General features: G+C 63.7%; 18 protein-coding genes. 11 read left to right on the top strand and 7 right to left on the bottom strand.

Going from position 1 to position 21,901, the window contains the following annotated elements:
- Positions 1 to 17: 17 nt before the first annotated feature.
- Positions 18 to 1,415, bottom strand: a complete 1,398-nt coding sequence (cysS, locus tag P3T43_RS00470; protein ID WP_429279069.1) for a cysteine--tRNA ligase — start codon at positions 1,413 to 1,415, stop codon at positions 18 to 20.
- A gap of 235 nt (positions 1,416 to 1,650) precedes the next feature.
- Between cysS and P3T43_RS00465 the strand changes: the two genes are divergently transcribed.
- From P3T43_RS00465 to P3T43_RS00450, 4 genes are all read left to right on the top strand, one after another.
- A complete protein-coding gene (locus P3T43_RS00465; RefSeq protein WP_429279068.1) occupies positions 1,651 to 2,379 on the top strand; it encodes a tetratricopeptide repeat protein in 729 nt (242 codons plus the stop codon).
- A gap of 42 nt (positions 2,380 to 2,421) precedes the next feature.
- The gene (locus P3T43_RS00460) at positions 2,422 to 3,003 is read left to right on the top strand and encodes a peptidylprolyl isomerase (RefSeq protein ID WP_429279067.1); all 582 of its coding nucleotides are present in this window, start codon (positions 2,422 to 2,424) and stop codon (positions 3,001 to 3,003) included.
- A gap of 129 nt (positions 3,004 to 3,132) precedes the next feature.
- Entirely contained in the window at positions 3,133 to 3,627 is a 495-nt protein-coding gene (locus tag P3T43_RS00455; protein ID WP_144156341.1) for a peptidylprolyl isomerase, read from the top strand.
- Positions 3,628 to 3,726: 99 nt separating this feature from the next.
- A complete protein-coding gene (locus P3T43_RS00450) occupies positions 3,727 to 4,524 on the top strand; it encodes a UDP-2,3-diacylglucosamine diphosphatase (RefSeq protein WP_429279066.1) in 798 nt (265 codons plus the stop codon).
- 46 nt (positions 4,525 to 4,570) lie between these two features.
- Here P3T43_RS00450 and cysE read toward each other — a convergent pair whose 3' ends face one another.
- Positions 4,571 to 5,377 (bottom strand): serine O-acetyltransferase, encoded by an 807-nt coding sequence (gene cysE, locus P3T43_RS00445; protein ID WP_429279065.1) that lies wholly within the window; start codon positions 5,375 to 5,377, stop codon positions 4,571 to 4,573.
- Positions 5,378 to 5,557: 180 nt separating this feature from the next.
- Positions 5,558 to 6,352 (bottom strand): RNA methyltransferase, encoded by a 795-nt coding sequence (locus tag P3T43_RS00440; protein WP_429279574.1) that lies wholly within the window; start codon positions 6,350 to 6,352, stop codon positions 5,558 to 5,560.
- Between the two features lie 338 nt (positions 6,353 to 6,690).
- On the opposite strand from P3T43_RS00440, the gene P3T43_RS00435 reads away from it, so the two are divergent.
- The 4 genes from P3T43_RS00435 to P3T43_RS00420 all read left to right on the top strand — a co-directional run bounded on the left by P3T43_RS00435 (position 6,691) and on the right by P3T43_RS00420 (position 13,144).
- Positions 6,691 to 7,494 carry an inositol monophosphatase family protein gene (locus tag P3T43_RS00435; protein ID WP_429279064.1) on the top strand — a complete coding sequence of 268 codons (804 nt, stop codon included), beginning with the start codon at positions 6,691 to 6,693 and terminating at the stop codon, positions 7,492 to 7,494.
- A gap of 243 nt (positions 7,495 to 7,737) precedes the next feature.
- Positions 7,738 to 9,036, top strand: coding sequence for a lysophospholipid transporter LplT (gene lplT / locus P3T43_RS00430; RefSeq protein ID WP_429279063.1), 1,299 nt, complete (start codon positions 7,738 to 7,740; stop codon positions 9,034 to 9,036).
- Positions 9,037 to 9,162: 126 nt separating this feature from the next.
- Positions 9,163 to 11,847 (top strand): DNA mismatch repair protein MutS, encoded by a 2,685-nt coding sequence (mutS, locus tag P3T43_RS00425; protein ID WP_429279062.1) that lies wholly within the window; start codon positions 9,163 to 9,165, stop codon positions 11,845 to 11,847.
- Complete coding sequence (locus P3T43_RS00420) at positions 11,834 to 13,144, top strand: hypothetical protein (RefSeq protein WP_429279573.1); 1,311 nt, start codon at positions 11,834 to 11,836, stop codon at positions 13,142 to 13,144. Before mutS ends, P3T43_RS00420 begins: the two co-directional genes overlap by 14 nt.
- Here the strand turns inward: P3T43_RS00420 and P3T43_RS00415 are convergent.
- Positions 13,124 to 13,666 carry an FKBP-type peptidyl-prolyl cis-trans isomerase gene (locus tag P3T43_RS00415; RefSeq protein ID WP_074299780.1) on the bottom strand — a complete coding sequence of 181 codons (543 nt, stop codon included), beginning with the start codon at positions 13,664 to 13,666 and terminating at the stop codon, positions 13,124 to 13,126. The two genes, P3T43_RS00420 and P3T43_RS00415, sit on opposite strands and share 21 nt — an antisense overlap.
- 32 nt (positions 13,667 to 13,698) lie before the next feature.
- Here P3T43_RS00415 and P3T43_RS00410 point away from each other — a divergent pair, with 32 nt between their 5' ends.
- Together P3T43_RS00410 and P3T43_RS00405 are read left to right on the top strand one after the other, a co-directional pair.
- Positions 13,699 to 14,937, top strand: coding sequence for a JmjC domain-containing protein (locus P3T43_RS00410; RefSeq protein WP_429279572.1), 1,239 nt, complete (start codon positions 13,699 to 13,701; stop codon positions 14,935 to 14,937).
- Positions 14,938 to 15,167: 230 nt separating this feature from the next.
- The gene (locus P3T43_RS00405) at positions 15,168 to 15,437 is read left to right on the top strand and encodes a hypothetical protein (protein WP_074299784.1); all 270 of its coding nucleotides are present in this window, start codon (positions 15,168 to 15,170) and stop codon (positions 15,435 to 15,437) included.
- A 217-nt stretch (positions 15,438 to 15,654) separates the two neighbouring features.
- On the opposite strand, the gene P3T43_RS00400 is transcribed toward P3T43_RS00405, so the two are convergent.
- From P3T43_RS00400 to P3T43_RS00390, 3 genes are all read right to left on the bottom strand, one after another.
- Positions 15,655 to 17,907, bottom strand: coding sequence for an ATP-dependent DNA helicase (locus P3T43_RS00400; RefSeq protein ID WP_429279061.1), 2,253 nt, complete (start codon positions 17,905 to 17,907; stop codon positions 15,655 to 15,657).
- Between the two features lie 63 nt (positions 17,908 to 17,970).
- On the bottom strand, positions 17,971 to 18,189 hold the full coding sequence (locus P3T43_RS00395; RefSeq protein WP_137955558.1) for a DUF465 domain-containing protein: 219 nt from the start codon (positions 18,187 to 18,189) through the stop codon (positions 17,971 to 17,973).
- 78 nt (positions 18,190 to 18,267) lie between these two features.
- Positions 18,268 to 19,212, bottom strand: a complete 945-nt coding sequence (locus tag P3T43_RS00390; protein ID WP_429279060.1) for a hypothetical protein — start codon at positions 19,210 to 19,212, stop codon at positions 18,268 to 18,270.
- A gap of 319 nt (positions 19,213 to 19,531) precedes the next feature.
- On the opposite strand from P3T43_RS00390, the gene P3T43_RS00385 reads away from it, so the two are divergent.
- Positions 19,532 to 21,883 carry a Tex family protein gene (locus tag P3T43_RS00385; RefSeq protein WP_429279059.1) on the top strand — a complete coding sequence of 784 codons (2,352 nt, stop codon included), beginning with the start codon at positions 19,532 to 19,534 and terminating at the stop codon, positions 21,881 to 21,883.
- The last annotated feature ends 18 nt before the right edge of the window (positions 21,884 to 21,901 follow it).

The following is a 21,901-nucleotide window of genomic DNA, read 5'->3' as shown; positions in this document are numbered from 1 at the left end:
GGAAGTACGAGGTGCGCTCACATGCGCCGCCACTCGGTCAACCCGCCGGGTTTGTCTTCAAGTGCAACGCCGGCTTCGAGCAATTCCGCCCTGATCCGGTCTGCTGCCGCATAGTCCTTCGCCTGCTTGGCGGCGACGCGCTCGGCGATCTTCGCTTCGATCGCGGTGGCCTCTAGCGCGGCTTCACCCGCGCTACCCGCAGCCTGCTGCAGAAACGCACGCGGCTCACGGCCGAGCAGTCCGATGATGCGCGCAAGCGCGCGCAGTTGTCGGGCCAACGCGGCATCGCGCGTGCGGTTTACCTCACTTGCCAACTCGAACAGCACCGACACTGCAACCGGCGCGTTGAAGTCGTCATTCATTGCCGCGCGAAAACGCTGCGCGTGGGCTTCGTTCCAGTCGAGCCCGGCATCGTCCGGGCTCACCTCTTTCAACGATGTGTACAAACGCGTCAGCGCGTTACGCGCGTCGTCGATGTGCGTGTCGCTATAGTTCAGCGGCGAACGGTAGTGCGCGCGTGCGATGAAAAAACGCACGACCTCGGCATCGTACTGCGCGAGCACTTCGCGGATCGTAAAGAAGTTGCCGAGCGACTTCGACATCTTCTCATTGTCGATCTGAACGTAGCCGTTGTGCATCCAGAAATTGACGAAGGTTTGGCCGGTCGCGCCTTCACTTTGCGCGATTTCGTTTTCATGGTGCGGAAACTGCAGGTCCTGGCCGCCGCCATGAATGTCGAAGTGATCGCCCAGCAAACTGCAGCCCATGGCGGAGCATTCAATGTGCCACCCTGGACGGCCGCGCCCGTAGGGCGAGTCCCAACCCGTGTCTACCGGCTCGTCGGGCTTGGCCTGTTTCCACAGGACAAAATCTAGCGGATCCTGCTTCGCGTCGTTGGCCGCCACCCGCTCGCCGGCCCGCAGGTCTTCGAGCGATTTGCCCGAAAGCTTGCCGTAGCCAGCGAATTTGCGCACCGCGTAATTCACGTCGCCGTCGTCGGCCTGATAGGCGTAGCCGTTGGCCTCGAGCTTGCCGATCATGCCGAGCATCTGCGGAATATAGTCCGTGGCGCGCGGTTCGTGATCGGGGCGTTCGATGCCCAGCGCGTCCGCATCTTCATGCAGCGCCGCGATGAAGCGATCGGTCAACGCCTTGATCGTCTCGCCGTTTTCGACCGCGCGACGGATGATCTTGTCGTCGATATCGGTAATGTTGCGTACATAGGTCACGTCGTAACCGAGTGTGCGCAGCCAGCGTTGCACGATATCGAACACCACCATCACGCGTGCGTGACCGACATGACAGTAGTCATACACCGTCATCCCGCAGACGTACATCCGTACGACGCCCTCTTGCAGCGGCACGAAAGTTTGCTTGTCACGCGCGAGCGTGTTGTAGATGCGCAGTGATTCCATAGAGACGATGCGTGGGCCGAAAGAGATCCGCAATGTGTTTCGTGCGCGCCGCGCCCGCTCCAGACGAAGCGGACAAGGTGCATACAACAGCAGCAAACCGGCGCACCTGGTGCGGCGGTCAGGCTGCGATCAAGGCGGAGACGACCACGAGTGGCGAAAAGACAGTCTGTGGTTCAACGGAACGCGCAGACCTTTTGTTAGAATGGCTCGGAGTATAACATCCAGACCTGAGCCTATGAAACCTTCCAGCGGCCGCGCGCGAAGCGCCGCGACCCTCGCCGCGACGGCCCTGTGCGGCCTCGCCGTCATGCTGCTGCCGGGCGCTCCTGCGTATGCACAGAAGACGCCCGTCCTGTCGCAGGGCCCCGCTGTGCGCGACGGCACGCCGGAAATCGACGCCGCGATCGCGCAGAAAAACTGGAACGCCGCGCTCACGCAACTGGACACCCGCATCGCTGCGAATCCGCGCGACGCGCAGGCGCAGTTCAAGCGCGCCACCATTCTGGCTCACCTGAACCGCGACGACGAAGCGATCAACGCCTTCATCGCGCTCACGCAAACTTACCCGGAATTGCCGGAACCGTATAACAATCTTGCCGCGCTGTACGCGAAACATGGCCGCTATACGGAAGCACGCGAAGCACTCGAAACCGCCACCAAGGCGAACCCGAACTACGGCCTCGCCTACGAGAATCTCGGCGACCTGTATCTGCGTCTTGCCGACTCGGCGTACCAGCGCGCGCACGACCTCGGCCACACGAGCGGCCCGACGCAGCAGCGCCTGACCGACATCCAGAAGATCATCTCGCCGCCCGCGAGCAGCGCGAAGCCGGTCAGAAAGGTCGCCGCGCCGGACGACTACACGAGCCGCGCCACCTCGAACATCACGGAATCGCCCGCCTTCCAGTTCGGCGGCCCGAACGGTTCGCTCGCCCAGCCGCCGTATATGGCGCCGTCGCAGTAAGCACACTCATCGCCAACGTTTTTTTCCACTCTGAGGATCTTCATGAAATGGTTGATGCTGGCGCTCGGTAGCGCCGCCCTGATCGCGAACGCACCCGCTTTTGCCCAGTCCGCCACGCCGGCTGCGCACCCGTCTGTCCTGTTCAAGACCACGGACGGCGACATCCGCGTCGAGCTGTACCCCGAGAAGGCGCCGAAGACCGTCGCGAACTTCCTCGACTACGTGAAATCCGGTCAGTACAGCGGCACGATTTTCCACCGCGTGATTCCCGGCTTCATGATTCAGGGCGGTGGCTTCACGCAGAGCTACGCGGAAAAACCGACACGCGCGCCGATCGCGCTTGAAAGCCGTAACGGCTTGAAGAACGCGGTGGGTACGATTGCAATGGCGCGCACCAGCGACCCGGATTCGGCCACGGCGCAATTCTTCATCAACACGGCGGATAACGCCGGCCTCGATTATCCGGGCCAGGACGGCAACGGTTATGCCGTGTTTGGCAAGGTGACTTCGGGTATGGAAGTCGTGAAGAAGATCGAAGGTTCGCCGACCACCACGCGCGGCCCGATGGCCGACGTGCCGCAAACGCCGATCGTGATCGAATCGGCGACCGTGGTCAGCAAGTAAGCTAGCCCGTGCAGGCCCCGGCGATCCTGACGATCGCCGCCCCTTGCACCACGCTTGAGTGCCCCGGCGCGGCCCCCTTCACCCCATGCGCCGCGCCTTCCACCCACCTGTTCATCAAAGGATTCCATCATGGTTGAACTGCACACAAATCACGGCGTCATCAAACTCGAACTGGACGCCGAGAAGGCTCCGAAGTCGGTTGAGAACTTCCTCAACTACGTGAAGGCCGGTCATTACGACAACACGGTGTTCCACCGCGTCATCGACGGCTTCATGATCCAGGGCGGCGGTTTCGAACCCGGCATGAAGCAAAAGCCGACCGAAGCGCCGATCACGAACGAAGCGAACAACGGCCTGAAGAACGTTAACGGCTCGGTCGCCATGGCACGCACCAACGATCCGCATTCGGCGACGGCGCAGTTCTTCATCAACGTCAATGACAACGACTTCCTGAACCACTCGTCGCCGACGCCGCAAGGCTGGGGTTACGCGGTGTTCGGCAAGGTGGTCGAAGGTCTCGACATCGTCGAAAAGATCAAGAAGGTGAAGACCGGTTCGAAGGGCTTCCACCAGGACGTGCCGGCTGACGACGTCATCATCGAAAAAGCGGTCATCGTCGAGTAATTCGCGCAGGCATCCTGCGGTATGCCGGCACGCTGGCGTACCGCAGGCCTGATCTGGCCGCGCCACGCATTCACTGCAAACGAACTCAGGCATTCTTCAATGCTGCAAGAAACGCCGCTGCGCAGCGTGGCCGCGGGCGTGCCTCGCGAGGGCAAACGCCCGCACGGCGCACGTCCCCTGTTTTTCATCTCGGATCTGCATCTGAACGACGCGATCCCGCACACGGTCGCCGCATTCGAGCACTTCATCCGCGTGACCGCGGAAGAGGCCGACTCCGTTTTCATTCTCGGCGACCTGTTCGAATACTGGATCGGCGACGACATGCTGGGCGAGCCGTTCGTCGCCCGCATGGCGACGCTGATGCACACACTGTCCGAGCGCGGCATTGCGCTCTACATCATGCACGGCAATCGCGATTTTCTGCTCGGCAAGCGCTTCATGAAAGCGGCCGGAGCAATCTGGCTGCCCGATCCGTTCGTCATCACCGCATTCGGCACGCGCATCACGCTCGCGCACGGCGACGCGCTCTGCACGGCGGACCGCGCCTACATACGCTTTCGCCGTTTCGCACGCTGTCGTTTCGCGCAGATGCTGTTTCTCGCCTGGCCGTTCCGCTGGCGCCAGGCATTGGCTGAACGGATGCGTTCGGCAAGTGAAGCGGGCCGCTCGCGACCCGTCTCGCCCAAGTACGACGTGACGCCGGAAGGCGTAGCCGCGTTGTTCAAACAGAGCGGCACAGCCACGATCGTGCATGGTCATACACACCGGCCGGCACGCCACCGTGAGCCCGGCGGCACCCGCTGGGTGCTGCCCGACTGGGACCTCGATCACGGCATGCGCCGAGGTGGCTATCTGCGCATCGACGCGGATGGACTCCGCGCGTTACCGCTCGATTGACCGGCTGCGCTGAGCGCTTCTGTGCGCCAAGCACACGCCCGCGCTGTCAACGCTCAACCGCCACGCTGTCCGCTTTCCCTGCAATCGCCGCGGATAAACGCCGCAAGTCGAGCAGCGCCGCGTCCGCGCCTTGCAGCGCTTCGAGACTGGTGCCGAGCCGCTCCAGCGCGGCCACGATCTCATCAATGCGTTGCGACTGCGCCGCCGCGTGATCGATCAGGCCGTGAATGGCAAGCGACACCGGATCGTCCGCATTCGGCGTAATGCCATAGGCGCAAAACGCGGCGCGTTCCGGCGCGGGTTTTGCACCACTACGCGCGGCCGCTGCCGGGACCGCCGCCGGCACGATCACGCGCGCCGGATTGCCGACCGCCGTGCCGCCTGCCGGCACGGGCTTGACGACCACCGCATTGGAACCGATTTTCGCCTCGGCACCGATCGTAAAGCCGCCGAGCACCTTGGCGCCCGCGCCGACGATCACGCCGCGTTCGAGCGTCGGATGCCGCTTGGCCCCACGCGTGAGCGAGGTGCCACCGAGCGTTACGCCCTGATAAATGGTGCAATCGTCGCCGATTTCCGCCGTCTCGCCGACCACCACGCCCATGCCGTGATCGATAAACACGCGGCGCCCGACCGTTGCACCGGGGTGAATCTCGATGCCCGTTAAAAAGCGCGCCAACTGCGACACGAAACGCGCCAGCCAGTGGCGTTTCGCCCGCCAGAAGGCATGCGCGAGCCGGTGCAGCACGAGCGCGTGGAGGCCCGGATAACACGTGAGCACGTCCCAGGCGCTGCGGGCGGCGGGATCGCGCTCGCGGATCGTGGCGATGTCTTCGCGAAGTCTCGTGAACATGGCAATGAAGCTTTCGTAGGGACGGGAAACCGCCGTGGCCAGATGGCGCACGACGGCACGCTGCCGGTTAGCAGACCGGCAGCTTTGCTTATAAGGTTTCGAGAATTGTAGGGCGGTTGCGCCAAACCTGCCGGATGCCCCCGTTAGCGGCAAGGTCGTCCCATGCGGCAGGGCGGAATCTTAGGGCGTAGGCTCGCCCGGGTCCTTCACGTTCAGCAGAATGTGCTTGGCAATCCCGCGCACGATGTTTACCTCTTCGCGCTCGAGCCCGGCGCGGGCGAACATGCGCCGCAGACGCGACATCAGCTTCTTTGGATTGGCCGGATCGAGAAATTCGAGTGCAACGAGGGCGTTTTCGAGGTGCGCGTACATGCCTTCGATATCGTCGCTAGGCGCGAGCGAGCCGGCCGCAGCGCCCTGCCCCGCGGCGCCGGTGCCGGCGCCCGCAGACCGGTCGGCGCCCCCGCCCAGGCCGAGATACGCGAGCCGCAACTCGTACGCCAGCACCTGTACGGCCTGCGCCAGATTGAGCGAGCTGTAAGCCGGATTGGCCGGAATATGCGCGAGCGCGCTGCAACGCTCGACATCCTCGTTCGACAGGCCGGTGCGTTCATTGCCGAATACCAGCGCGATGTCGCCGTGCACGGCATGTTCACGCGCATGCGCGGCCGCGGCACGCGGCACGAGCTGCGGTGGCCCGTACTCACGCGAGCGCGCCGTCATGGCCACCGACCAGAGCACCCCGTTGAGCGCGTCCGCCAGCGTCGGCACGATGTGCGCGCCGGCCAGCACGTCATCCGCGCCGCTTGCCATGGCGATCGCTTCAGGATCGGACTGCACATGCGGCACGCGCGGCGCGACCAGCACGAGGCGGGCAAAGCCCATTGTCTTCAGCGCGCGCGCAGCCGCTCCCACATTGCCAGGATGGCTAGGCTCGACGAGCACGAAGCGGGTCGACGTAAAGCCGCCGCGCACGGGCGCAGCGCTGTCCGGCCTGCAGGTTTCGGACGACGGCGAAGAGGACGAAGACGGAGTCGGGGTTTGGGCCACGATGAAAATGGGGAGCTAAAGACCGTATGGTAGCGCCAACCGGCCCGCGAACCCACCCACATCGCACCGCGCGCTGCCGGAGAACTCCGGAGTCGGGTAAAATCACGCCTATTCGCGCCGTTTCCGGACGCGCGCCTCGTTCTTATCCAATTCGTCTCCGTCGACGGAACGCGCCGTATAGCGGGCGTTTCGTGCTGTTTCAGCTTATTTTCAGCTCATTTCCGGTAAGCAGCCGCACTGCTCCGGCACAAGGATCAAGCCTCATGCATCCCATGCTCAACATCGCCGTCAAGGCCGCCCGCCGCGCCGCGCAGATCATCAACCGGGCGTCGCTCGATCTCGATCTGGTTCAGGTCAGCAAGAAACAGCACAACGATTTCGTCACGGAGGTCGACAAGGCATCGGAAGCCGCGATCATCGACACGCTGAAGACCGCTTACCCCGATCACGCCATCCTCGCCGAAGAATCCGGCAAATCGGACAACGAGTCCGAGTATCAGTGGATCATCGACCCGCTAGACGGCACCACGAACTTCATCCACGGCTTCCAGTACTACTGCGTCTCCATCGCGCTCGCGCACAAGGGCATCGTGACCCAGGCCGTCGTGTATGACCCGAACCGCAACGACCTGTTTACCGCCTCGCGCGGCCGCGGCGCGTTCCTGAACGACCGCCGCATCCGCGTAGGCCGGCGCGATCGCCTCGCCGACGGCCTGATCGGCACGGGCTTCCCGTTCCGCGATACCGACGGCCTCGAATCGTACGGCCGTCTCTTCAAGGAAATGACGGAGGCCTGCGCAGGCCTGCGCCGCCCGGGCGCCGCCGCGCTCGACCTGGCGAACGTCGCGGCCGGCCGTCTGGACGGCTTCTTCGAACAGGGCCTGCACGCGTGGGACATGGCTGCCGGCAGCTTGCTGATCACCGAAGCGGGTGGCCTGGTGGGCAACTACACGGGCGATTCCGACTTCCTGCACATTGGTGAAGTCGTCGCCGGCAACCCCAAGCTGTACGCGCAAATGGTGCCTATCCTCTCGCGCTACAGCCGTACCCGGCAGCAAGCGGCTTAAGGCTGCAACGAGTCACAAGCGGCTTCGGCCGCTTTTTTATTGGCGCCGGCACTGCTCGGCCGGCGCGGGTCGGCAGGGTGTGGGCCTGCAGCTTCGATGCAGCATCTCCATGTAGCCGCTGCACGCGCGCCCTGCATGCGGCGCCACTTCATGCTACAAAGCGACAGGTCGCGCCAGGATCTGTTTTTGTCGCACCGTCGTCCGTTCCGGCGCGAGGTCGCGCGCAGCATCCCGAACTGCTCAATGAAAAAAGGCTTCTATACGATCATCGCAGCGCAGTTCGTGTCGTCGCTTGCCGACAATGCGCTGCTGATCGCAGCGATTGCGCTGCTCTCGGTGATCCGGTCCGCCGCGTGGGTCACGCCGATGCTGCAGATCTTCTTCACGGTCTCTTACGTATTGCTGGCGCCTTTCGTCGGCGCGTTCGCCGATGCGCTGCAAAAACGTCATGTGATGTTCGTCTCGAATGCCCTCAAGGCAAGCGGCTGCCTGCTGATGATCGCCGGCGTGCATCCGATGGTCGCCTACGGCGTGGTCGGCTTCGGCGCGGCTGCCTACTCCCCCGCCAAATACGGCATCCTGACCGAACTGCTGCCCGCCGACCGGCTGGTCGCAGCCAATGCGTGGCTCGAGTCGGCCACCGTGCTGTCGACCATCGTCGGCACCATGATCGGCGGGGCGCTGATCAGCACCTACGCGACCCGCTTCGTCGCGCACGCGCATCTGCCGCTGATCCGGTCCGCCGCCGACCTGGCAATGCTCGCCGTGATGGTGACTTACGCGATTGCCGCCGCGATCAACGTGGGCATCCCCGATACCGGCGCACGCTATCCGAACCGCCTCAAGGAGCCGAAGAAACTGGTCGGCGATTTCACGCATTGCTTCAACGTGTTGTGGGCCGACAAGCTCGCGCAGATCGCCCTGTGGGTGACCACGCTGATGTGGGGCGGCGCGGTGACGCTGCAGTTGCTGGTGCTCAAGTGGGCAGACGTGAACCTTGGTTTGTCGCTCTCGAAAGCGGCCGTCATGCAGGGCATCACGGGGCTGGGTATCGCGGTCGGCGCGTCCGCTGCCGCGACGCTCGTGCCGCTGCGCAGTTCGTTGAAGGTGCTGCCAATCGGCATCCTGACCGGCGCGGTCGCGATTGCGATGGCGTTCTACAGCAAGGGACTGTTTCCGCCGGGCATGGGCATCCGCGTCGGCCACTTTGTGGCGCCCATCTATATCGTGCTCGCCTATCCGCTGATGATCCTGCTCGGCGCGTTGTCGGGCTTTTTCATCGTGCCGATGAACGCGTTGCTGCAGCATCGTGGCGCGACCCTGCTCTCCGCGGGACATTCCATCGCGGTGCAGAATTTCAACCAGAACCTGGCGGTGCTGCTGATGCTGGGCATCTACGCGCTGCTGCTCACAGTGAAGGTACCGGTGCCGTGGATCATCGTCGTGTTCGGCACCTTTATCACCTTCATGATGTGGCTGGCGCAGCGCCGTAGCGTGTCGAATGCGCGCACCGTCGACATCCGCGCATTGCTCGAAGAATAGGCTGGCGCCGGCGTACCAGGCTGACGGATAGGCGCTCTGCGCAGATTGACCATCCGGCCAGGTTCACGGCGCGCGACGGCGGGTTAAACTCACGCCCTGAACAGCTAACGCAAGAAGACACTCAGGATGGGCATTCAAACCGCAGCGGCCAACGACGTCGCACCTCATACCCCCATGATGCAGCAGTATCTACGCATCAAGGCGGATCATCCGGGCACGCTCGTGTTCTACCGGATGGGCGATTTCTACGAGCTGTTTTTCGACGATGCGGAGAAAGCCGCACGCCTGCTCGATCTCACGCTGACGCAGCGTGGCGCGTCGGCGGGCAACCCGATCAAGATGGCGGGCGTACCGCATCACGCGGTCGAGCAGTATCTGGCCAAGCTCGTGAAGCTTGGCGAATCGGTCGCAATCTGCGAACAGATTGGCGACCCGGCCACATCGAAGGGGCCGGTCGAACGCAAGGTCGTGCGCGTCGTCACGCCAGGCACCCTGACCGATGCCGCACTGCTGTCCGACAAGAACGACGTGTATCTGCTCGCCGTGTGCGTGGGTCATAACCGGCGCGGCGTGGCGACCAATGTGGGCCTGGCGTGGCTGAACCTCGCGAGCGGCGGATTGCGGCTCGCGGAAGTGGCGCCCGACCAGGCAGCCGCCGCGCTCGAACGGATTCGCCCCGCGGAAATTCTGGTCGCCGACGCAAATTCCGATGCGAACGCGTGGTCGCCGCCTGCCGGTGCCGGCGCGCTGACACGTGTGCCGGTGTGGCACTTCGACGTCGCCTCGGGCACCCAGCGCCTGTGCGATCAACTGGATGTGGCCAGCCTCGACGGTTTCGGCGCGCACTCGCTGTCGAGCGCCTGCGGCGCCGCGGGCGCGTTGCTGCTGTACGCCGCCGCGACCCAGGGTCAGCAATTGCGCCATGTGCGCAGTCTCAAGGTCGAATACGAGTCTGAATATATTGGGCTCGACCCCGCCACGCGCCGCAACCTCGAACTGACCGAAACGCTGCGCGGCACGGAAAGTCCCACGCTGTGCTCCCTGCTCGACACCTGCTGCACGACCATGGGCAGCCGGCTGCTGCGCCACTGGCTGCATCACCCGCCTCGTGAAGCGGCGCTTGCCCAGGCGCGTCAGCAAGCGATCGGCGCACTGCTCGATGCACCGCCCGGCGCGAGCGTCGACACCTTGCGCAGCGCGCTGCGGCAGATCTCCGACATCGAGCGGATCACCGGGCGTCTCGCGCTGCTCTCGGCCCGGCCGCGCGACCTGTCGAGCCTGCGCGACACCTTCATCGCACTGCCGGAGTTGCGCACGTTGCTGGCCGCCGTGACAGGCGCCGCCGACTCGCTCGCCCGCATCGATGCGGCGCTCGAACCGCCTGCGCCGTGCGTCGACCTGTTGAAGCTCGCGGTCGCGCCCGAACCGGCAGCGATGGTGCGCGACGGCGGCGTGATTGCCCGCGGCTACGATGCCGAACTCGATGAACTGCGCGACATCTCGGAGAACTGCGGGCAGTTCCTGATCGACCTCGAAACACGCGAACGCACCCGTACTGGGATTGGCAATCTGCGCGTCGAATACAACAAGGTGCATGGCTTCTATATCGAAGTCACGCGTGGCCAGACCGACAAGGTGCCGGACGACTACCGCCGGCGCCAGACCCTGAAGAACGCCGAGCGCTACATCACGCCGGAACTGAAGACCTTCGAGGACAAAGCCTTGTCGGCCCAGGAGCGCGCGCTCGCCCGTGAACGCTCACTGTACGACGCCTTGCTGCAGGCACTCCTGCCTTTCATCGCAGATTGCCAGCGGGTCGCCACGGCGCTTGCCGAACTGGATCTGCTGGCGGCATTCGCCGAGCGGGCCCGCGCGCTCGACTGGGTCGCGCCGTCGTTTTCGGCGAGCGGCGGCATCGAGATCGAACAGGGGCGCCACCCGGTGGTCGAAGCGCAAGTCGAACAGTTCATCGCCAACGACTGCACGCTGAGCCCCGAACGCAAGCTTCTGCTGATCACCGGCCCGAACATGGGCGGTAAGTCGACCTTCATGCGCCAGACCGCGCTGATCGCGCTGATGGCTTACGTGGGCAGCTACGTGCCGGCGCGGCGCGCGTCGTTCGGCCCGATCGATCGCATCTTCACGCGGATTGGCGCCGCCGACGATCTGGCCGGCGGTCGCTCCACCTTCATGGTCGAGATGACGGAAGCCGCCGCGATTCTCAACGATGCGACGCCGCAAAGTCTCGTCCTGATGGATGAAATCGGCCGCGGCACCTCGACCTTCGACGGCCTCGCGCTGGCCTGGGCAATTGCCCGGCATTTGCTGTCGCATAACGGCTGCCACACGCTTTTTGCCACGCACTACTTTGAGCTGACGCAACTGCCCGCGGAATTTCCGCAAGCGGCCAACGTGCATCTCTCAGCCGTCGAGCATGGGCATGGCATTGTGTTTCTGCATGCGGTGAACGAGGGTCCGGCGAATCAGAGCTACGGCCTGCAGGTGGCCCAACTCGCCGGCGTGCCCGCCGCTGTGATCCGCGCGGCGCGCAAGCATCTTGCGCATCTCGAGCAGCAATCGGCCGGCCAGCCGGCACCGCAACTCGACCTGTTTTCAGCGCCGCTACTGCTGCAGGATGCGGACGACGATTACCCGGATGCCGCCTCAGCCGCCCCCGCGCTGAGCGAAGCGGAGCAAACCTTGCTCACGCGTTTGCGGGCAATCGATCCCAACGACTTACGCCCGCGCGATGCGCTGGACCTGCTTTATGAACTGTATGACCTGGCCGTCGCGCCGGATGCAGATCATTGATCGACACCACGAACTGCAACGTCCGCGCACGCTGTGCGCGGCGCTCGCCGTTGCGCTCATCCTGACGGGTGCTGCATCGCCACACGCACAGGCGGCGCCGGTTCGCTATACCTTCGCGGTCATCGCCGGCACCTTGCAAAGCCCTGCCGACGAGGCGCCGACCCAGCGGCTGATCGACGCGATCGGCCGTAACCGCGACATGTCTTTCATCGTCTACGACGGCAATCTGAAGGGGCCGAAGGAAGCGTGCCGCGACTCTCTGTACGAGCGGCGTCAGACGCTGCTGGAAGCGGCACGTCCAGCGCTGATCTTCATTCCGGGGCAGCACGACTGGACGGATTGCGGCACGGCCGAAGCAGGTGGCTTCGATCCGGTCGAACGGCTCGACCAGCTACGCCAGACGCTGTTTTCAGATAGCGCATCGATGGGGCAAAACCCGCTTGCCTTGACGCGCGAGAGCGAAGTCTCGCGGTTTCGGCCTTATCGGGAGAACGTGCGCTGGCAACTCGGCGACACGGTCTTCATCGGCCTGAACGCACCGGATGCAAATAATCATTATCTGACCGCCGGCGGGCGCAATGGCGAATTCGAAGATCGTGTCATCGCCAATGCGTTCTGGCTGGAGCACGCCGCCGAGTATGCGAAGCGGCGTGAAGCGCGCGCGATAGTGATTTTCATTCAGGGCGACCTGGATCCGGAACGCTACGAGCGGCCGGACCGTTTCGCCTGGTTGCGCTTTGCCCGCAATTCGCGGCGCGATGGTTTTCTGGAACTGAAGCGCAGCCTCGTCAAGGTCGCCGAGATCTTTCGCGGCCCCGTGCTGCTGATCCATTGCGACGACCAGCGCGCAACTGGCGGCTTCGTCATCGACCAGCCGTTGCGGAACGACAAAGGAGAGGTGGTGACGAATCTCACGCGCATCGCCATCGCGCCGCGTGACCGTCTCGACCAGTGGATTCAGATCGAAGCCGATATGGCGCGCCGGCCGCCATTCCGTGTGAGTGTCCGTGACGTGCCAAAAAATCTGCCGCTGCTGCCGGTGCAAACACAACCGGCACAGGCCGTACAGCCCGAGCCGGCATCCGACGAAACCGCACCGCCCGCATTGAATCAGTCTTTGAATCCGGCGTCGAATCTGCCACCGCTATTGCCGAACACGCCGCAGCCGGAGCAGCCGCTCGGCCCACCCATCAGTCCTCCGGCGGGCGGCGGTGGGGCAGCAGACATACCAGCCACGCCCAATAGCGCACCCAGCAACCCGGACGCCCCTGCCAGCTCAGTGCAGCGTGGGCCCTGACGGCTCTTCGTCGCCTTCGTCGTCATCCTCGTCGAGCACTTCCAGTCCATCCGCGCCGTGGGCATGCTCGTGCTGAATTTCGTCTTCGGTTGCAGGGCGCACGTCCTTCACCGTCAGCGCAAAGCGCAAGGCCATGCCGGCGAGCGGATGATTCCCGTCGAGCACCACCTTGTCTTCCGCCACGTCGGTCACGACGTAGACCAGCGAGTCGATATCCTCGTCGCCCTCTTCCGGCGTGCCTTCGAATTGCATACCGACTTCGAGCGGTTCCGGGAAGCGATTGCGCGGCTCGATCTTCACGAGATCGGGATCATATTCGCCAAACGCATCTTGCGGCTCGAGCTGGATCTGGGTCTCGAAACCAGCCTCATGGCCGTCGAGCTCTTCCTCGATCTTGGGGAACGTGCCATCATAGCCGCCGTGCAGATAGACCATCGGCTCGTCGCTTTCTTCAATCAGGTTGCCCTGCGCATCCGACAGCTTGTAAGCGACCGACACGACGGTGTTCTTTGCAATTTTCATTCGATTCTCCAGAATACAACTCACATTATACGATGCCCAAGCGGCCCCTTGACCACCCGGCGCACGCAGCTTCTGCGCGGATTCCTTCGCCGGTTCTGCCGCCCTCGCCCGACGTGCCCACGCCGCTGCTCGGCAATCTCACTCCGGCGCAATTCATGCGCCGGTACTGGCAAAAGAAACCTCTGCTGATCCGTCAGGCGATCCCGAACATCGCCGCGCCGCTCTCGCGCGACGAACTGTTCGACCTCGCCGACCAGGAGGAAGTCGAAGCGCGCCTGATCACGCACTTTCGCAACAAATGGCAACTGGAGCACGGACCGTTCGCGGCCGACGAATTGCCTTCGGCGAAGCAGCGCGCGTGGACTCTGCTGGTCCAGGGCGTCGACCTGCACGACGACCGCGCCCGCGCCCTGCTCGACCGCTTCCGCTTCGTGCCGGACGCCCGTCTCGACGATCTGATGATCTCCTACGCCACCGACGGCGGCGGCGTAGGCCCGCACTTCGACTCATACGACGTTTTTTTGCTGCAGGTGCACGGTAAACGCCGCTGGCGGATCAGCGCGCAGCGCGACCTGTCGCTGCGCCCGGGCGTCCCGTTGAAAGTTTTACAAAATTTCGAACCCGAAGAAGAATGGGTGCTTGAACCGGGCGACATGCTCTATCTGCCGCCGCACATTGCCCACGACGGCGTAGCCGAAGGCGAGTGCATGACCTGCTCGATCGGCTTTCGCGCGCCCTCCTCGACCGAGCTGACGGCGCAGTTTCTGTATCATCTCGCCGAGCGCGGGGAAAACGACGAGCGCCAAGAGCGCGCGCCGCAGTTGTATCGCGACCCGCAACAGCCCGCGGTGGCCCGCCCGGCAGAGCTGCCCGCAGCCCTGGTCGAACGGGTGGGCGCGATCCTTGCTCAGATCAAATGGGACGAGAAGGACATTGCGTCTTTCCTTGGCACTTATCTGAGCGAACCGAAGCCCACGGTCGTCTTCGATCCGCCTGAACAACCGCTAAACGAAGCGCGTTTTATTCAACGCGCTTCAAACTTTGGTCTCCGGCTCGACCGGAAGACGGTTTTGCTGTACAACAGCCGCTTTTTCTTCTTGAATGGAGAAGAAAATCGGCTCGCGAGCCTTAAAAAATGGTTGATCGAATTCGCTGATAGCCGGTGTCTGAGTGCGAAACGCTTTGTAACACTCTCGGATGATTCATCGGTGACAGCATTGCTGCACGAGTGGTATTGTGCGGGCTGGATACAAGTGGGCGAGCCTGTCTGAGGCTTGCCTGCCTGTTATGACGTAATGTGAAATTTTGTATGAGAAAGACAACGTATTGACCCCGGATTTGTCGACGGTCGATACGAAAGTGCATATAATTTCCGCCCAAGCCGTAGGGAAGATTCACGCTCTTGAAGTGCGTCTCCACCAGCGGCCCAGGTCGGTGTTGGAGCACATTACCGGTATTATTTTGCGCTGTTGCTTACCTTTAACCATAAAAGGACGTGATCATGAAGAAATCCCTCCTCGTAGCATCCCTGTTGGCAGCTGTGGCACTGGCTGCATGCAACAAGAGCAGCGACCAGGCAGCTGCCCCGGCTAGCGATGCATCGGCTGCTTCGGCACCTGCTGCTGCTTCGGATGCAGGCGCTGCTGCTTCGAGCGCTGCTGCTGCGAGCGACGCTGCTGCTTCGGCTACTACCGCTGCTTCGGACGCAGGCGCTGCAGCTTCGGATGCTGCAGCTTCGGCTGCTGCTCCGGCTTCGGGCGCAAGCCAGTAAGCTGTCGTACAGGGTTCGCCTCTGGGCGAAAACTACATCGGCAGATCAACCCGGTCTACCGGTGTAGTAAAGCAAAACGCCACGGATTCACATCCGTGGCGTTTTGCCATTCTGAAGCCGCTTTTTCAGCGCAGCTTATTCACATTTGCCGTTATTTCAGGCCAGCGCTTGTAACGCTGACCTTTCCCCGCTGACTCATTCAATCCAGACCCGATTTTCAGCCTGCCAGTGGCGCCGCACGCTCTTCGAAGAACTCGCGCACCACGTCGATCTCACGGGTTCGCTTGAAAGGCGGCAGGCTCTGCCATATACGGCGCCCATAGGGTTTGTCGACCAGACGGGTATCGCAGATCATCAACACCCCACGATCGGTCTCAGCGCGAATCAGACGCCCTGCGCCCTGCTTGAGCGTGATCACCGCCTGCGGCAACTGGTGAACCGCAAACGGGCTCAAACCCTTCTTGGTCAGCGCGTCGAGTCGCGCCGCAAGCACGGGGTCGTCAGGCGGCGCAAACGGCAGCTTGTCGATCACGACGAGCGAAAGCGCATCGCCGCGCACGTCCACCCCTTCCCAGAAGCTCTGGCTGCCCACCAGGATTGCATTGCCGTACGAGCGGAAGCGATCCAGCAGTTCCGTGCGGCTCGCGTCGCCCTGCACCAGTAGCGGGTAGTTCCAGCCGCGTGCTTCGATCGTTTCGCGCAGCTTGTTCGCAATCTTGTCGACCGCACGCAGGGTCGTGCACAGCATGAACACGCCGCCGCCCGATGCCTCGATGGCCGGCAGCGCGGCTTCAAACACTGCGTCGGTGAACATCGGCGAGGAAGGTTGTGGCAGATTGCGCGGCACGTACAGCAGCCCTTGGGCCGGGTAGTCGAACGGGCTCGGCAACGTCATCGAGCGGCGCGCGTTCAGACCCATCTGCGCGGCATAGTGCGTGAAATCGCCGCGCACCGAGAGCGTCGCGGAGGTGAAGATCCACGCCCGCGGCACGCCGGCGCGCTGCTTGGCGAAGATCGGCGCTACCGACAGCGGCGTCTCATGCAACTGTACGGTATGCGCGAAGACTTCGATCCAGCGCACTTTTTCGTTCGGATCGGATGCGGCAGTTTTGGTGTCCAGAGCGCCGCTCGCCGCGTCACGTTCGGTGTCGGTAGGCGGCGTGGTCCAACCGGCCAGGATGCCCTGCAGTTCGCGGGCGCGCCGCAAGCAAACGCCAATCGACTCGGCGCGCTCCGCCTGGCTCGACAAGGCGTCAGCGAGCGCGGTCAGTTCGGTTTCCAGCGTTTCGAGTGCGGGGAACAACGGATGGTCGTCGGGCAACTGGCCGATCGACAGACGCACCGAGTCTTCCCTGAAGGCGAGCCGCACGTCGCGCGCCGAACGTTCGAGCGCCGCACCCAGCTTCACCCAGTCGACTACCTCACGCGCGTGACCGAGCCCTTCGGCCACCGAATCGCGGGCCAGTTCGAGAAACTGTGCGGTCGACAGCGTCTCGCCGAAGAACAGCGTCGCAGTCTCCGGCAATTGATGCGCTTCGTCGAAGACGACCGTATTGGCGGTAGGCAGCAGTTCGGCCATGCCCGTGTCGCGCAGCATGATGTCGGCAAAGAACAGGTGGTGATTGACCACCACGATATCGGCCTGCTGCGCCTCGCGGCGCGCCTGCATCACGAAGCAATCCTTGTAATGCGGACACTCCTGACCGAGGCAATTGTCGCGAGTCGAGGTGACCATCGACCAGACCGCAGCCGTCTCCGGCACGCTCGCGAGCTCGGCCTTGTCGCCGGTACGCGTGATCTTCGCAAAACGGACGATGTCCTGCAGATACGAGGTTTCCTGGCGGGACGGCAAGCGGCCGTTGTCGGCTGTGCGCTGCAGATAGTAGTGGCACAGATAGTTCGCGCGACCCTTGAGCATCGCTACGGTGACCGGCACGGCCAGCGCATCGCGCACGGTTGGGATATCGCGCTGGAACAACTGGTCCTGCAAGTGCTTGGTACCGGTCGAGACGATTACCTTGCCGCCCCACAGCATGGCCGGCACGAGGTAAGCATACGTTTTGCCGGTGCCCGTCCCCGCTTCCACGATCAGCGTGTTCTCGCCGCCTTCGAGGCTGCCTGCGGCGTCGCTCGCGTCCGCAGCGGTGTCCGGCTGAGGTTCGCCTGCGGCGGGTTGCAAGCGCCGCGCGGGCCGCTTCTGCGCCTCGAACATGGCCGGCTCGGGCATGGCGCGGCCCGAGGCCTCCATGGCGGCGGCAACGGCGCGCGCCATCTCGATCTGCGATGCACGCGAACGGTAACCATCGATCTGCCGCGCGAGCAGGCCATCAGCGGCGAAAATATCGTCCAGTTCGGTTTTGCGGCGGGGATTCAACGACGACGCGAGCGCGCTCTCAGCGGCGCGCGGGTCGCGAGCGGGGGCTTCGTCATCCGACGAGCTGCGCGAAGAAGTAACAAGCGGTGAATTCAAGGCAAGCGTTTCCTGCAAAATCCGGTGCGCGCGTGGCGACCCGGCGCCTGCCAGGTCGCGAGTCTAGGCGCGCGCGTCCGGTTCGAGCTGCAACTGCAGCAAGATAATGGTGTCCTTGACCTTGAGCTTGCGCTTTTTAAGGCGCTGCAGTTCGAGGTCGTCGAAGCCGGGCTCATCCGACATTTTGTCGATCAGACGGTCCAGTCCACTGTGCTCCGATTCCAGTTGCAGAATGCGGTCCTGAAGTGCGTTCGCGTCGATGACGTGATGATGGTCGCGCATGCTCGCCTCCTCTCCCTATGCGGCGCAGGCTGCCTCGTGCAGCACAGACGCCTCAGGTTGCTGTCCGGCTAAAACGCGTTACTGCTGCTTTTGCTGCTTTTGCTGCTCCTGCTGTTGCTGCTGTTCCTGCAACTGCTGTTGCTGTTTTTGCGCGGCCTTGTCGGCAGCCTGCTTCTGGCGCGTCTCGACGTCCTGCTTGTGCTGCGCGGCCGTCTCCTGCTTGCGCTGATAGCTCTCCTGCTTCTCGGTGCGTTCCTGCGCCTTCTGTGCGCCCTGCTGACGGGCCTGCTCGAGCTGGGTCTGGAAGTTCGCCTGCTGGTTGGCAGCTGCCTGCGGCGCAGCGTTACCACGTTGCGCCTGATCCAGCGCATGCTGCTGCGTTTTCTGCTGATAGGACTGCTGGTTGGCAGCCGCCTGCGGCGCACTGATACCACGTTGCGCCTGGTCCAGCGCATGCTGCTGCACTTTCTGCTGATAAGACTGCTCGTTGGCCGCGCGCTGTGGCGCCTCAGCCGCACGCTGCGCCTGATCCAGCTGATGCTGGCGCTGTTTGTCTTCGAACGCCGATGCGTTGCGCGCATCGTCCGCGGCGCGCTGCGGCGCATTGGCTTCGTCCCGCGCACGCTGCAGCGCCGCCTGCTCGTCGCGCTGCTGCGCGCGCGCCGTACGCTGCTCCGCGTCGAGCGCGAGCTGTTCCCTGCGAATATCGGCCTGCACGGTGCGCATCCTGTCCCGTGCCTTGCCGATGCAATAGTTCACGAAAAACTTGCTATAACAATCATGTACGGCAACGCCGTACTCATAGCTGTTTTCTGCGCCACGGCGATTCAGGTCCGCTTGCCGCTCGTCGAAACTGCCGCCGCCCGTTCCGCCGTCCGCGCTCGTCGCTGCGGCATCCGACGCAGCCGCTGACGCGCCCGCTCCACCACTCATCTGCCCATTATCGGAGCCTGGCGCCTTGCTTGCAGCCCCGGAGCCTTCGCCCCCTGTCGAACCCGCGGAGGCGGCCGACGGCGCGGACATGACCGGCTCCGTTACCACCGGCTGGTCTTGCGCAAACGCCGGTGCGGACACGGCGAAAGAGGCGGCGGCAACGCCAAGCGCAGCGCAGGTGAATAGCGGTGCGGCAAGCTTGACGGCAAGCGGAGCACGTGGAAAACGGGAGATCGGCAACGTCGTAGATGGGCAACGGAACATGCCCGAAATTCTATCACCCCGCGGTTGAGCCCTTTGGCATTTATGGCAAAATGCCCCGCTTCAGCAACCCGGTCGCAACGCGCACGCGTCTCGCGTGCCGCCATGCGCGGCCCTAGATCGAGTCCGGCAGGAACACCTAGACCCTATGACGGAAACCGTAGCACTCAAGATCGTACAGCGTATCGCCAGCGAACTCTCCGTCCAGCCGCGCCAGGTCGCAGCGGCGGTGCAACTCCTCGACGAAGGCGCGACTGTTCCGTTTATCGCGCGTTACCGCAAGGAAGTGACCGACAACCTCGACGACACGCAGTTGCGTAATCTCGAAGAACGGCTCCTGTATCTGCGTGAACTGGAAGACCGGCGCGCGACGATCCTCGCGAGCATCGACGAACAGGGCAAGATGACCGACGAGCTGCGCGCCGCGATCGAAGCTGCGGACAGCAAACAGGTGCTGGAAGATCTGTATCTGCCATACAAGCCGAAACGCCGCACGCGCGCGCAGATCGCCCGCGAAGCGGGACTCGAGCCCCTGGCTCAGGCGTTGCTCGCCAATCCGCTACTGGATCCGCAGACCGAAGCCGCTCAATACGTGGACGCCGAAAAAGGCGTGGCCGACGTCAAGGCGGCGCTAGACGGCGCGCGCGACATCCTGTCGGAGCAATTCGGCGAAACCGCCGAGCTGCTCGGCAAACTGCGCGAGTACCTATTCAATCAGGGTGTGGTGTCGTCGAAAGTGGTCGAAGGCAAGGAAAACGCGGAAGAAGAGAAATTCCGCGACTACTACGACTATTCGGAAACCATCAAGACGGTGCCGTCGCACCGCGCGCTCGCGCTGTTCCGCGGCCGCAACGCCGGTGTGCTGATGGTCAAGCTGGGTCTCGGCGAAGAACTGGACGCGCAGGTGCCGCATCCGGGCGAAGCGCTGATTGCGCGCCACTTCGGCATCGCCAACCAGAACCGGCCGGCCGACAAGTGGCTCGCCGACGCGTGCCGCTGGTGCTGGCGCGTCAAGGTGCAGCCGCACATCGAAAACGAGCTGCTGACCAATCTGCGCGAACAGGCCGAACATGAGGCGATCCGCGTGTTTGCGCGCAACCTGAAGGATCTGCTGCTGGCCGCGCCGGCAGGACCGAAGGCCGTGATCGGTCTCGATCCGGGTATGCGCACCGGCGTGAAGGTCGCCGTAGTCGACCGCACAGGCAAGGTGCTCACCACCGACGTGATCTATCCGCATGAGCCGCGCCGCGACTGGGACGGCTCGATCGCCAAGCTGGCGCGCATCTGCGCGCAGACCCAGGCCGAGCTGATCAGCATCGGCAATGGCACGGCGTCGCGAGAAACCGACAAGCTGGCGAGCGAGCTGATCGCGCGTCATCCGGAGTTCAAGCTGCAGAAGATCGTCGTGTCCGAAGCCGGCGCGTCGGTGTATTCGGCATCGGAGCTGGCGGCCAAGGAATTCCCCGACATGGACGTGTCGCTGCGCGGCGCGGTGTCGATTGCGCGCCGTCTGCAAGACCCGCTCGCTGAACTCGTGAAGATCGAACCCAAGGCGATTGGTGTCGGGCAGTATCAGCACGACGTGAACCAGCGCGAACTGGCACGCTCGCTCGACGCAGTGGTCGAGGATTGCGTGAATGCCGTGGGCGTGGATGCAAACACGGCGTCCGTGGCGCTGCTCGCACGTGTCTCCGGTCTGAATGCGACGCTTGCACGCAATATCGTCGATTTCCGCGATGCGAACGGTCCCTTCCCGTCGCGCGATCATCTGCGCAAAGTGCCGCGTCTCGGCGACAAGACCTTCGAACAGGCCGCGGGCTTCCTGCGTATCAACAACGGCGAAAATCCGCTCGACCGGTCGTCGGTGCACCCGGAAGCGTATCCGCTGGTCGAGCGCATGCTCGCGAAGATCAACAGGCACGTCGGCGAAGTGCTGGGCAATCGTGAAGCGCTCTCCGGCCTGTCGCCGGCCGAGTTTGTCGACGACCGCTTTGGTCTGCCAACCGTGCGCGATATTCTGGCCGAACTCGAAAAACCGGGCCGCGATCCGCGCCCTGAGTTCAAGACCGCCACCTTCCGCGAAGGCGTCGAAAAGGTCTCCGACCTGTCGCCCGGCATGGTGCTCGAAGGCGTCGTGACCAATGTCGCGGCCTTTGGCGCGTTCATCGATATCGGCGTGCACCAGGACGGCCTCGTCCACGTGTCGGCCATGTCGACGAAGTTCATCAAAGACCCGCACGAGGTCGTGAAAGCCGGCCAGATCGTCAAGGTCAAGGTGCTCGAAGTGGACGTGAAGCGCCAGCGCATTTCGCTGACCATGCGTCTCGCGGACGAATTCGGTGCAGCAGGCGCAGCAGGGTCGGCGCCGCGCAGCGGCGGTCAGCAGGAGCGCGGCGGTGCACGAACAGGCGGTGGCGCTGCTCGCGGTGCTGCGCAACGTTCGCGTGAACCGGAACCGGGTGGCGCAATGGCTGCGGCGTTCGCCAAGCTCAAGCGCTAACTCAAGCGCCAAGCCAGC

The sequence above is a fragment of the Paraburkholderia sp. GAS41 genome (genome assembly GCF_050436545.1).
Taxonomy (GTDB): Bacteria; Pseudomonadota; Gammaproteobacteria; order Burkholderiales; family Burkholderiaceae; genus Paraburkholderia.
Note: the sequence above shows the minus strand (reverse complement) of the source record. Positions and strands in the feature narration are given on the sequence as shown.